Annotated in this window: 11 protein-coding genes; 7 read left to right on the forward strand and 4 right to left on the reverse strand. The window is 64.1% G+C overall.

The window, feature by feature from the left end; all coding sequences use genetic code 11:
* Window positions 1-15: 15 nt before the first annotated feature.
* Entirely contained in the window at window positions 16-840 is an 825-nt protein-coding gene (locus tag P353_RS19260; RefSeq protein WP_034373188.1) for an AraC family transcriptional regulator, read from the reverse strand.
* A 91-nt stretch (window positions 841-931) separates the two neighbouring features.
* Here P353_RS19260 and P353_RS19265 point away from each other — a divergent pair, with 91 nt between their 5' ends.
* The gene (locus P353_RS19265; RefSeq protein WP_034374096.1) at window positions 932-1846 is read left to right on the forward strand and encodes a DMT family transporter; all 915 of its coding nucleotides are present in this window, start codon (window positions 932-934) and stop codon (window positions 1844-1846) included.
* On the opposite strand, the gene P353_RS19270 is transcribed toward P353_RS19265, so the two are convergent.
* Window positions 1830-1994, reverse strand: a complete 165-nt coding sequence (locus P353_RS19270; RefSeq protein ID WP_230847704.1) for a hypothetical protein — start codon at window positions 1992-1994, stop codon at window positions 1830-1832. The two genes, P353_RS19265 and P353_RS19270, sit on opposite strands and share 17 nt — an antisense overlap.
* A gap of 404 nt (window positions 1995-2398) precedes the next feature.
* Here P353_RS19270 and P353_RS19275 point away from each other — a divergent pair, with 404 nt between their 5' ends.
* The 3 genes from P353_RS19275 to P353_RS19285 all read left to right on the forward strand — a co-directional run bounded on the left by P353_RS19275 (window position 2399) and on the right by P353_RS19285 (window position 5851).
* On the forward strand, window positions 2399-3718 hold the full coding sequence (locus P353_RS19275; protein WP_034373194.1) for an MFS transporter: 1320 nt from the start codon (window positions 2399-2401) through the stop codon (window positions 3716-3718).
* Window positions 3719-3793: 75 nt separating this feature from the next.
* Entirely contained in the window at window positions 3794-4471 is a 678-nt protein-coding gene (locus P353_RS19280; RefSeq protein WP_034373197.1) for a DUF2848 domain-containing protein, read from the forward strand.
* Window positions 4472-4486: 15 nt separating this feature from the next.
* Window positions 4487-5851: an amidase gene (locus P353_RS19285; RefSeq protein ID WP_034373199.1), complete on the forward strand. Its 1365-nt coding sequence runs from the start codon at window positions 4487-4489 to the stop codon at window positions 5849-5851.
* A gap of 177 nt (window positions 5852-6028) precedes the next feature.
* Here P353_RS19285 and P353_RS19290 read toward each other — a convergent pair whose 3' ends face one another.
* Entirely contained in the window at window positions 6029-6970 is a 942-nt protein-coding gene (locus P353_RS19290) for a LysR family transcriptional regulator (protein WP_034373201.1), read from the reverse strand.
* A 155-nt stretch (window positions 6971-7125) separates the two neighbouring features.
* Between P353_RS19290 and cysK the strand changes: the two genes are divergently transcribed.
* From cysK to P353_RS19305, 3 genes are all read left to right on the forward strand, one after another.
* Window positions 7126-8046, forward strand: coding sequence for a cysteine synthase A (gene cysK / locus P353_RS19295; RefSeq protein WP_034373204.1), 921 nt, complete (start codon window positions 7126-7128; stop codon window positions 8044-8046).
* A gap of 246 nt (window positions 8047-8292) precedes the next feature.
* Window positions 8293-10137, forward strand: coding sequence for an ABC transporter ATP-binding protein (locus P353_RS19300; RefSeq protein WP_034373207.1), 1845 nt, complete (start codon window positions 8293-8295; stop codon window positions 10135-10137).
* Between the two features lie 386 nt (window positions 10138-10523).
* The gene (locus tag P353_RS19305; protein WP_034373210.1) at window positions 10524-11765 is read left to right on the forward strand and encodes a helix-turn-helix transcriptional regulator; all 1242 of its coding nucleotides are present in this window, start codon (window positions 10524-10526) and stop codon (window positions 11763-11765) included.
* 78 nt (window positions 11766-11843) lie between these two features.
* On the opposite strand, the gene P353_RS19310 is transcribed toward P353_RS19305, so the two are convergent.
* Window positions 11844-12791: a LysR family transcriptional regulator gene (locus P353_RS19310; protein WP_034373213.1), complete on the reverse strand. Its 948-nt coding sequence runs from the start codon at window positions 12789-12791 to the stop codon at window positions 11844-11846.
* Window positions 12792-12806 lie beyond the last annotated feature (15 nt).

The following is a 12806-nucleotide window of genomic DNA, read 5'->3' on the forward strand; positions in this document are numbered from 1 at the left end:
CGCATTATCCCGCGTTCAGAAAGAACTTGCACAGAACTCGCGTCTGAACTGCTCGGGCGGCAGGCCGGACTCGCGCTGGAACATGGCAATAAAGGCCGAGGGCGTGCTGTAACCCAGGTCGTAGGCGATCTGCTGCACGGTGTGGCCGGCCTCCAGCGCATCGATCGCCTGCAGATAACGCATGCGCTGGCGCCACTCGCCCAGACTCATGCCCAGCTCGCGCTGACAGTGACGTGCCAGTGTGCGCTCCGTCATGTGCACGGTCTCGGCCCATTCGGCCAGGCTGCGATGGTCATCGGGGCTCGACTGCATGGCGTCCAGCACCTGCACCAGCGCCGGATGCCGGGCCACGGGCAGAAAGCTCAGCTCCAGCGGCGTGGCACGCAACTGGTCATGCACCACCCGGGCCAGACGCAGGTCTGCGTCAGTCACCGGGATCTGCACGCCTCGGGCACCGAAGTCCGCCAGCACGGCCTTGACGATGGGCCCCAGGCGCATGCAGCCCGCCGTCTGCGGCAGATCCGCACACAGATCAGGGGCCAGATAGACGGAGCGGTACTGCACAGCATGCTGCAGATAGCAGCTGTGCACCACGCCCGGCGGAATCCACACCCCGTGCTGCGGCGGGCACAGGATATGACCCGTGGGCACGTCCATGCTCAGACTGCCGTGGGCCGCATAGTTCAGGTGCCCCCAGCGATGGCTGTGCGGCGGAGCCTCGCTGTGTTCGCCGAACTCGTCATAGCGGAAGTAATAGCTGCCAGGCACTTTGTCGGTGTCCAGTATCTGTACGGCATGGCGCTTGGCGGCCGGACCGGGAGTCGGGGCAGAGGCGGGCATGGGTTCGTCCGGCTTGAGTTATGAAATGTCTGAAATCAGCAATGCGCTTCAAATACGTCAAGCGCATCATAAGCACCTCAAGGAGTTTCATATGGGTGCATACCTACTACCACTGGGCGCGGTGCTGATCTGGTCGGTCAACACCGTGGTCAGCAAGCTGGCCGCAGACAGCATCAGCGCGGCCGAGATCGGGTTCTTTCGCTGGCTGGTGGCCGCCGTGCTTTTCACGCCCTTCGTTCTGCCCTCGATCTGGCGCCAGCGCGCCGACATCAAGCCCCTGCTGCCACGGATCGTCGTGCTGGGCGTGCTGGGCATGGTCATCTACCAAAGCCTGGCCTATTACGCTGCCCACTTCACCACGGCCACACACATGGGCATCATCGGCTCGCTCACGCCCATGCTGGTGCTGGCCCTGGCCGTGTTCATGCTGGGCCAGCCGCTCACGCATGGCGGCATCTGGGGTTCGTTGCTGGCAATTGTGGGAGTCGCGCTGGTGGTTTCCTCGGGCCGGCTCAGCCATCTGGCCTCCGAGGGACTGAACCTGGGCGACGCCATGATGTTCCTGGCCATGCTGGCCTATGCGGTCTACAACATCCTGCTCAAGCGCTGGCCCATGCCGCGCCTGGCCACGGTGCAGCTGCTGTATCTGCAGGTGCTGGTTGCCGTTATCGTGCAATTGCCGCTCTATCTCTTCTCGCCCAAGACCGGGCTTGACGCCAGCAACCTGCCGCTGGTGGGCTACGCGGGCATCATGGCCTCCATCGCTGCGCCGCTGCTGTGGATGAAGGCGGTGCAGACGCTGGGACCCGGGCGATCGAGCATGTTCTTCAATCTGATCCCGGTCTTCACCGCCCTGATCGCGGCTTTCGCCCTGAACGAGCCCCTGGCGGCCTACCATGCCGTGGGCGGCATCATGACGATTGCCGGTCTGCTGCTGGCCGAGTTGTGGAAGGCCCCGCTGCGCTCGCGGCCTGCCTTGGCCTGCAGTGCTAAAGCAGCAGATTGAGAATCGCGTAGCTCATCAGCGACAGCAGGCTGACCACGAACACCAGCATGACCCAGGGGCCCCAGCGCTGCTCGCGCCAGGAAAAACCGACCAACAGGCCTACGCAGCAGGCCCCCAGCAGCATCAAAATTGTGTTGAACGTGAGCAAGAGCAGTCCTCCCTGAAACAGACTTCGTTCCATTGTTCCCGATTGCAGGCCCCAGGGGAAACACCATCGCCCCTGGGCTTGACCTGAATCAAGCACAAGCCCTGCAGACTCGCGCCCGCGGCCTGCCCAGCGCTGCCATCGGCCGCGCCCAGCCCCTAGGGTTTTCCCGCGCTTTATCGGTGCACGCCTGCCTCATGCCGGTGCAAAGCCCGCACCACCTCTGCTCATAAGAATTTGCATTCAGGGCCGCTCAGAATTTCTTGTTGGACAGCCCCTCGCTGCCTTTCGATACTGCCGCCACAGGAACACCGGCCCGCGCCGCATCCCCATGTTCCAAATCACACAGGAGCGCCAGCAAAAGCGCCCCATGTGCCCGCTGCACTTTCGCATACAGGAGACTCCCCATGAGCAGCCCGGCTTCCGCCACCACCCCTCTTGCCGACCATGCCGGTGCGCACGCGCACCTCGACATGGACGCCACCTACCGCAAGATCACCTGGCGCCTGATCCCCTTTCTGGTCTTTCTCTTTGTCCTGGCCTGGATAGACCGCGTCAACGTCGGCTTCGCCAAGCTGCAGATGCTGCAGGACCTGCAGTTCAGCGAGGCCGTCTACGGCCTGGGCGCCGGCATCTTCTTCATCGGCTACTTCCTGTTCGAAGTGCCCAGCAACCTGCTGCTGGAGAAGATCGGCGCACGCAAGACGCTGGCGCGCATCACCATCCTCTGGGGCGCGGCCTCAATGGCCATGGCCTATGTGACCACGCCCACCATGTTCTATGTGCTGCGCTTCATCCTGGGCGTGGTCGAGGCGGGCTTCTTCCCCGGCGTGGTGCTGTATCTGACCTACTGGTTCCCGGCCCGTCACCGCGCACGCATCAACGGCTTGTTCATGACCTCGTTCGCCATCGCCGGCGCCGTGGGCGGCCCGATCGCGGGCGCCATCATGAACGGCATGCAGGACGTGGGCCATCTGGCCAACTGGCAATGGCTGTTCATCCTTGAAGGCATTCCCTCGGTGATCGCCGGCTTCTTCGTGCTGGCCTGGCTGCCCGAGAAGCCCGAGAACGCCAAGTGGCTGAGCGCCGCCGAGCAGCGCGCCGTCACCGCCGCCGTGGCCCAGGAGAGCCAGCAAGGCCACAAGCAGCATTCCTTCGCCGACGCCTGCCGCAACTACCGCGTCTGGCTGTGCGCCGCCGTGTACTTTTGCATCGTCAGCGGCAACGCCACGATCGCCTTCTGGTCGCCGTCCATCATCAAGGAGATCGGCATCCATAACAATCTGCAGATCGGCCTGATCTCGGCCATTCCCTTTCTCGCCGGCACGCTGGCCATGGTCTGGAACGGCATGCATTCGGACAAGACCGGCGAGCGCCGCATGCACAGCGCCATCCCCGCGCTAATCGCCGCCACAGGCCTGATCCTGACAGGCATGTTCCTGCACGACGCCGTGCTGGCCCTGTGCGCGCTGACGCTGGCCTCCGTCGGCATCCTCGCCGCCTTCCCTGTGTTCTGGTCCATTCCCTCGGCCTTTCTGGCCGGCACGGCGGCCGCAGGCGGCATCGCCCTCATCAACTCCATCGGCAACCTAGCCGGCTTTGTGGCGCCCTACATGATCGGCGCGCTCAAGACCAGCACCGGCTCGCTGTCCTCGGGGCTGTACTTCGTGGCCGCGCTGGAGTTCCTCGCCGCCTTCCTGGTCGTGCTCTTCGTCAAGAAGCAGTGACCGCCTGACGCTGCCTGCGCAGCGCCGCTTTGCGGGGCCCACGGCCCCGCCTCCCCCTTTTTTGAGATTTCCGCCATGCAACTGCAATTCACCACCCCCGAAGGCCAGACCCTGGCCCCCATCTTCGACACCCTGATCGTCGCCGGCTGGGCCGGACGCGACCATGCGGCCATCGAGCACCATATCGAGGAGCTGGCCGCGCTCGGCATTCCGCGCCCCAGCGCCGTGCCGCTGTACTACCGCATCGCCAGCAACCAGCTGAGCCAGAGCAGCACGCTGCAGGTGCTTGGCCCGGACTCCTCGGGCGAAGCCGAGGTCTTCGTCTTCACCCATGACGGCGAGATGTTCGTGAGCCTGGCCTCGGACCACACCGACCGCAAGCTCGAAGCCTATAGCGTGGCCTTCTCCAAGCAGGCCTGCATCAAGCCCGTGGCCACCCAGGCCTGGCGTTTTGCCGATGTGGCCGGCCACTGGGACGAGCTGATCCTGCGCTCGTGGATCGTGGAGGACGGCCGCGAAGTGCTGTACCAGGAAGGCACGCTGGCCAGCCTGCGCACGCCCCAGGACCTGATCGCGGGCTACACCGGCGGCCAGAGCCTGCTACCCGAAGGCAACGGCATGACCTGCGGCACCATGGCCGCCATCGGCGGCATACGCCCGGCCACGCAGTTCGCCATGGAGCTGTACGACCCGCGCAGCCAGCGCAGCATCCGCCACCGCTACCGCAGCGAGCTGCTGGACATCGTCGCCTGAACCCCGGAGCTGCCCATGACTTCAGTCTCTCCCCGCCTGGACCAGGCCTGCGAGCGCCTGGCCCAAGGCCAGACCAGCGCCGTGCAACTGACCGAGCAGGCGCTGGACCGCGCCGCGCAAGGCGAAGGCCCGCGCGTGTTCACCCGCGTGCTGCGCGAACAGGCCCTGGCCGAAGCCCGCGCCAGCGATGCGCTGCGCGCGGCCGGCCTGGCGCGCTCGCCCCTGGAAGGCCTGCCCATCTCGGTCAAGGATCTGTTCGACATCGCCGGCCACCCCACGCTGGGCGGCTCCAGACTGCTGGCCGATGCCGCACCCGCCACGCAGACGGCCGAAGTCGTGCAGCGCCTGCGCCGCGCGGGCGCGGTCATCGTGGGCACCACCAATATGACCGAGTTCGCCTACTCGGGCCTGGGGCTGAATCCGCACTACGGCACGCCGCGCAACCCCTGGCTGCGTGATATCGACGGCGGCCGCATTCCCGGCGGCTCGTCCTCGGGCGCGGCCATCTCGGTGACCGACGGCATGGCGCTGGCCGCCATCGGCTCGGACACCGGCGGCTCGGTGCGCATTCCCTCGGCGCTGTGCGGCCTGACCGGCTTCAAGCCCACGGCGCGGCGCGTTTCCATGCAGGGCGTGCTGCCGCTGTCGGCCAACCTCGACTCCATAGGCCCGCTGGCGCCCAGCGTGCGCTGCTGCGCCGCGCTGGACGCGGTGCTGTCGGGCGAGCCGCATGGCGAGCTGCGCGCGGCCTCGCTGCAGGGCCTGCGCCTGTTGGTGCCCACGAATGTGGTGATGGACGGCATGGACAGCACCGTGGCCGCTGCCTGGCAGCGTGCGCTGTCGCTGCTGTACGCGGCCGGCGTGCAGATCACCGAGGCCGTGGTGCCGCCCTTTTCCGAGCTTGCGCAGATCAATGCCAAGGGCGGCTTCACCGCCGCCGAGGCCTGGGCCTGGCATCGCAGCCATATCGACGGCGCCGGCCGCCTGGCCGAATACGATCCGCGCGTGGGCACGCGCATTCTGCGCGGCAAGGACATCAGCGCGGCCGACTATATCGAGCTGCTGGCGCGCCGCCAGCAGTGGATTGCCCGGGTCCAGGCGCAGATGGCCGATCACGACCTGATGCTCATGCCCACGGTACCCGTGATCGCGCCCAAGATTGCCGAGCTTGAAGCCAGCGATGAAGCCTATTTCGCGGCCAACGGGCTGATGCTGCGCAATCCCACGCTGATCAACTTCCTCGATGGCTGCGCGCTGTCCCTGCCCTGCCACCGCGCGGGCGAAGCACCCGTGGGCCTGAGTCTGGCCGGCACGGCCGGTCAGGACCAGCGCCTGCTGTCGGTGGCGCTGGCCGTGGAAGACTTGCTGGCCCGGGCCTGATTGCAGAGCCAAAAAAACAGGAGCTGCTAGCGCTTGACTGCACTCGATTTCAGAAACAAAACACTCTGAAATCGATATGTATCAGGCGCTAGCAGCTCCTTTTTTGTTCAGTATTGAGGCACACCCCAATGCACGGCAGGCATTGGCGCCCGCACCATTGGAGCCTGCTCCTGCGCCTTATGCGTCCCCCGCCAGACGGGTGCCGGGCAGCCGCGCCACCGCCTGGCCGTGGTTCAGCGCAAAGGCCGTGGCCACCTCTTCGGCGGCGCGCACCACGGTTTCGGCCAGCGGGTTCTGGTGATCGTTGCGCCAGCAGGCCACCAGCGGCAGCGAGGGAAACTCGCGATCCACGCGCAGCAGGCGCAGGCGCTGCTCGGCCAGCTCGCGCTGGATGATGGCCGGCGGCACGGCCGCCACGCCCAGGCCGTCGCAGACCACGCGGATCATGGTCGCCACAGAGGCAATGCAGTTCATGTGCGGCGAGGCGTTGCCTTCGGCGCTGAACAGTTGCTCGATCACCGCATACGGCTCGGAGCCACGCGCAAAACTCATGATGGGAAAAGCCGCCAGCTCGGCCAGGCTCAGCGTCTCGTCGCCTATGCCCAGCTTGGGGCTGCCCACCCAGGCCATGGCGAACTCGCCCAGCGACAGATTCGCGATGGCAGCGCCGGAGACTGGCTTGGCCTGCAGCGAGACATCGAGCTGCCCCTTGAGCAACTGCTCCGACATATGGATGGTGGTGTCGCAGGCGATCTCCACCTGCAGCCGCGGATAGCGCTGCTGCAGCAGCGCGAGAAAGTCGGGGAACCAGCTGTGCACGATGGATTCGATGGCGCCGATGCGGATCACGCCCGCATAGGCCTGCTTGTCCAGCATGTCCTCGCGCATCTCGCGCATGAGCCTGAGCATGCGCTCGGCATGCACCAGGGCCTTGGCTCCGTCGGCCGTGAGCGTGACCTCGCGCACACCGCGGTCGAACAGGCGCACGCCGAACTCCTGCTCCAGCGTGGCGATGCGGCTGGAGACGGCGGCCTGTGTGGTGAACAGCCGCTCGGCCGTCATGCGGAAGTTGCGCAGCTCGGCCAGCAGCACAAAGGTTTCCAGAAACCGTAGATTCATGGGCCGATGTTAATCACCGCCCGGGCCTTGCCCACTTTTCGGGTCATATCGATATAGCCCATTCGCACAACGCTTGCGTGCACAATGCTTTCTGTCTGCGCAGACCGCCTGCGCTGCGATCCACTGTCCCACCACCCCTTATTCGCGGAGGTCCGATGAGAGCTGACAACATTCTGCAAACGATTGGCGACACGCCCGTCATTCACATCAACCGTCTGTTCGGAAGCAATACCAACGTCTGGATCAAGTCCGAGCGCAGCAACCCCGGCGGCTCCATCAAGGACCGTATCGCGCTGTCCATGGTGGAAGACGCCGAGAAGTCCGGTGCGCTCAAGCCCGGCGGCGTCATCATCGAGCCCACCAGCGGCAACACCGGCGTGGGCCTGGCCCTGGTCGCGGCCGTCAAGGGCTACAAGCTGATCCTGGTCATGCCCGAGAGCATGAGCATCGAGCGCCGCCGCCTGATGCTGGCCTATGGCGCATCGTTCGATCTGACGCCCAAGGAAAAAGGCATGAAGGGCGCCATCGCCCGCGCCCAGGAGCTGGCCGCCCAGACGCCCGGCTCCTGGATTCCCCAGCAGTTCGAGAACCCCGCCAACGTGGCCGTGCATGAAACCACCACGGCCCAGGAAATCCTGCGCGACTTCCCCGACGGCATCGACGCCTTCATCACCGGCGTGGGCACGGGCGGTCACCTCTCCGGCGTGGCCAGGGTGCTCAAGGCCAAGTTCCCCAATCTCAAGGTCTATGCGGTCGAGCCCGCGGCCTCGCCCGTGATCTCCGGCGGTCAGCCCGCACCCCACCCGATCCAGGGTATTGGCGCCGGCTTTGTGCCCAAGAATCTTGACGTCAGCCTGCTCGACGGCGTGATTCAGGTGGAGGCCGAGCCCGCACGCGAATACGCGCGCCGCGCCGCTCGCGAGGAAGGCCTGCTGGTCGGCATCTCCTCGGGCGCCACACTGGCCGCCATTGCCCAGAAGCTGCCTGAGCTTCCACCCAGCGCCAGGGTGCTGGGTTTTGCCTACGACACAGGTGAGCGCTACCTGTCGGTGGAAGGCTTCCTGCCCAACGCCTGATCGCGCAGCGCGCTTTCCTGCCACGCCGCACACGATGCGGCGTTTTTTTTCGCCGCGCAGGCCGCCGCAATAGCCCTCTATAAGCCGCTATAACCCGCTATAGCCCGAGCGCGCCATGCGCTCAACAGGCCCGCACCAATGGCCCATGGGACAAGCGGTCATCGAGTCCGCTTGACACCAATCCAGGGCACTCCCCTACCATGGGGACAAGATATGCCACAAGCATGAACCGGGAGAATTTCCATCTTGTTCCGATTTTTTGAAAAAAAGGTTCCACCTTATCCCGCACAGGAGCCCAAGGTCCCGCCCAAGGGTTTTTTTGCTTTTGTCTGGGCCTGCACGCAAGGCATGCGCGGCTGGATTGGTCTGATGACCCTCACCTCGGCACTGCTGGCCGCTTATGAAGCAGTGCTGTTCGCCATCATGGGCCGCGTGGTGGATTGGCTGGGAACAGTCTCGCCCGCCAGCTTCTGGGCCGAGCAGCAAACCATGGTGCTGGGCATCGCCGCCATCTTGCTCGGCAGCGTGGTGCTGCTGGCCCTGCACACCACCGTCATGCACCAGGTGCTGGCCATCAACTTTCCCATGCGGCTGCGCTGGGTGTTCCACAAGCTGATGCTGGGCCAGAGCATGTCCTTTTATGCGGACGAATTTGCCGGCCGCATCACCACCAAGATCATGCAGACCGCGCTGTCGGTGCGGGAAGTGGTGTTCATGGTGGTGGACGTGTTTGTGGGCGTTGGCGTCTACATGATCGGCATTCTGATTCTGGCGGCCAGCTTCGAGTGGCGGCTGATGATTCCGTTTGCGCTGTGGTTCGTCGCCTATGCCGGCGCCTGCTTCTATTTTGTGCCGCGCCTGGGCCAGATCGGCAAGGAGCAGGCCGACGCACGCTCCATGATGACGGGCCGCGTCACCGATGCCTATACCAATATCGCCACCGTCAAGCTGTTTGCACACACACGCCGCGAGGCCGAATATGCGCGCAATGCCATGGAGGCGTTCAAGGTCACGGGCTATGCGCAGATGCGTCTGGTCAGCCTGTTCGAGATCACCAACCACCTGATGATTGCCCTGCTGCTGCTGGGCAGCGGCGGCACGGCGCTCTATCTGTGGACGCAAGGCCAGGCATCTGCTGGCGTGGTGGCGGCCGTGATTGCCATGGCGCTGCGGCTGATGGGCTACTCGCACTGGGTGATGTGGCAGATGACGGGCCTGTTCGAGAACGTGGGCACCATCCAGGACGGCATCACCACGCTGACCAAACCGCGCACCATCGTCGATGAACCCGACGCCAAACCGCTGCAGGTCACGCGAGGAGCGATTGCCTTCGAGGATGTGAGCTTTGGCTACAAGGCGGGCGGCAAAAAGGTGCTGGACCATCTGAACCTGCACATCCGCCCCGGCGAGCGCATCGGCCTGATCGGACGCTCGGGCGCGGGCAAGTCCACGCTGGTCAATCTGCTGCTGCGCTTTCACGAGCCGCAAAGCGGGCGCATCACCATCGACGGCCAGGACATTCGCAGCGTGACGCAGGACAGCCTGCGCAGCTCCATCGGCATGGTGACGCAGGACACCTCGCTGCTGCACCGCTCCATGCGCGACAACATCCTCTATGGTCGCCCCGACGCCAGCGAAGCCGACATGCACGCCGCTGCCGACAAGGCAGAGGCTTCTGAGTTCATCGCCACGCTGACCGACCTCAAAGGCCGCAGCGGCTATGACGCCCAGGTCGGCGAGCGCGGCATCAAGCTCTCGGGCGGCCAGCGCCAGCGCGTGGCAATTGCACGCGTGATGCTCAAGGACGCTCCGATTTTGCTGCTCGACGAAGCCACCAGCGCGCTGGACAGCGAGGTGGAAGCTGCCATCCAGGAAAGCCTGGACTCGCTGATGGACGGCAAGACCGTGATCGCCATTGCCCACCGGCTGTCCACCATTGCAGCCATGGATCGCCTAATCGTCATGAACGAAGGCCATATCGTGGAAGAAGGCACGCACCAGCAACTGCTGCAGCGTGGCGGCATTTACGCCAAGCTCTGGGCGCACCAAAGCGGCGGCTTCCTGGCCGAGCAGGACGAAGCCGTGCAATAGGCCTGTCTTGTCGTGAGTTCAGGCCACAATCGCCCGTAGCGCCTGGCACACGGGGGCACGCCACTCATCGCATGCGTGCACCAGAGATCACAAAAGGGGAGCATCGCTCCCCTTTTGCAGGCCGCCAGCCCACACGCAGCAATACGCTTCAACTCCAGCTTGCAAGAGTGTGTGCCTCTTCGCCATGGACCGCATCACAAAGGGGCACATTGAACTGGTTGCTGGACAGGTTCACTGCACATTCGATGCTCGGTTTACTGGAACATGTACTACACACCGCCCCGTTCAAGAGCTGCCAGATGGCTTTGTGTCGTCCATACGACGGCATTGCACGAAGCAGGCCGATGAGGGGCACTGATAATGCAAGACAGCAAGAGGTCAACGCAATGAGCACCACCTACGGCAAACTGAAACCCATCGATTACGCACAGGCCTCAATGACTTTTGCTCTCAAGGATGGCTCGACATCCGGAATTCAGAACCCAGAGACAACAGAGCTGATCAGTGCGGAGCTCTTCAGCGAATTCATCAACCACCTCTACGATGCGGCTTCTTTGCCGGAGGCCTGGGTTCCCTGCCTGGAGGTGATTCGCACGCATATGCGCAGCAATTTTGCGGTGCTGATCATCCGCCAGACCGAGGGGGACAATATCGGTTTGGTGGTCACCGCATCCGGAGGGCTCAAGGGCTTGCTTACGCACGACGTCTACAGCGAGCACAGTCCTTTCCTTGGCATGCCCAAGGAGCAATTCAAGACCATTCCCGACCTGATGTCCGAAAGCGAATGGCGCAGCAGCGTCTATTACAAGGACTGGTGCCGTGTGCACAATATTTTCCATGTGATGGCTGCCGATATCGTGACCACCGATGGCAGTGTCTACGGCCTGCGGATCACGCGCCCCGAATCAGAACCGGCCTTCAGCCAGCGGGATATGGATCTGGGGCGCATGATCATGCCGCACATCCGCCGTGCGCTGAACATGCATCTGGCGCTGCACCATGACCGCCAGGTCATGTCGCTGTACAGCACTGTCACGGCTCGCTTGATGGTAGGTGTCGTCATCCTGGACCAGAATGGCCAAGTGCTGGAAAGCAATCCTGCGGCCAAAGGCATTCTCGATGCTCAGGATGGACTCAGGATCTCCGGCGGCATGCTGGAGGCTGAATATGCCAGCGACAACCGAAAGCTCCAGCGACTGGTCAAGGATGCCTTGCTGTCCTCCCTGGCGTCGGCGTCCGTCATGACCGAAGGCATCTCGATTGCCCGTCCTTCGGGTCAGCTCAATTGGGGGCTTGTCGTCCAGAGCATTTCCTCGGGTGAAAACGCAGAGGGCAAGAGCCGTCCCTGCGTCGCGGTGTTCATGCGCAACACCGATGACAAGGCCGATCCGTCGGCGCACCTGGCCCAGCAGCTGTTTCAGCTCACGTCGGCGGAGACCGCGCTGGTGATCCAGCTGACCCACGGCCTGACGCTGGAGGAAGCAGCCAAAGCGCTGGGCATTCGCCTCAACACCGCAAGAGCTCACCTGCGCTCCATCTTCTCCAAGACCGGCGCCCGTCGTCAGAGCGAGCTGGTACGCTTTTTTCTCAATAGCGCTGCCTGGCTGGGAAGCAAGAGCGGCACCTGATCCTCGCGCGGCAACCGCGCTCCAGGCCTTGAGCGGCCCGTACTCATCGCCCTTAAGCGGCAGGGCAGGCAGGACTCTTCAGCGGTCTGAGGGCCGCTGCCAGGCAGCCGCCGCGAAAGCCTCCGTCACCCATTGCTTGAACGCCTTCATGGCGCCCGTGTTGTACTGCCCCGAAGGTCGTAGCAGGTAGATGCCGCCGGCTTCCCCCAATGTCCATTGCGGCAATATGCGGACCAGCTCTCCAGCATGGATGGAAGGCATGAGGTGCCAGTCACTGCCGGCGATGATGCCCACGCCCTTGATTGCCGCATGAAGCAAAGCTTCGTTGTCGTTGCTGAGAATGGAGCCGCTGACGCGCACCGATTCGGCAACCCTTGCGACCTTCTTTCCTGCCGACTGAACCAGCCGCCATTGCGGAAAGTCCAGCAAGCCGGTGTAGCCCAGGCAGTTGTGACGGACGAGATCTGCAGGCCTGTCTGGCGCTTCATGGCGCTCAAGATAGCTGGAGGATGCACACAGAAGGCGGTACTGATCGCATAGCCGCGTGGCAACCAGCCGGCTGTCCGCCAGATTGCCGATACGTATGGCGGCGTCAAAACGCTCTCCCACAATGTCCACGATGCGCTCGCTGTACTCCACTTCGAGCGCCACTTCCGGGTAGGCCAGGGAAAAATCCGCCAGCATGGGGCTGATCCACCGCCGCCCCATCGTCGCGGGCATGGACAAGCGCAGGCGCCCCCGTATTTCCTGCGCTCCCTGCGCCGCTTCCTGCTCTGCATCCCGAATCAGATGGGCAGCCTGGCGCAGCTTTTCGACCAGTCGCCAGCCTTCGTTGGTGAAGTGCAGCTGGCGCGTGGTTCGCTCCACCAGACGCACACCCAGTCTTCGCTCGAGCGCCTGCATGCGCTTGGAGAGCACCGAAGGGTGACGCGCCAGCAATCGTCCCGCAGCGGCAAACGATCCCTGGTCCGCCAGTGCGACCAGCGTGGCGAGCTCATCCGTGTGCTGGCTGTCGAATATCTCCATGGTGTCTATAGCGAT

This window comes from Comamonas testosteroni (genome assembly GCF_000761245.1).
Taxonomy (GTDB): Bacteria; Pseudomonadota; Gammaproteobacteria; order Burkholderiales; family Burkholderiaceae_C; genus Comamonas; species Comamonas testosteroni_C.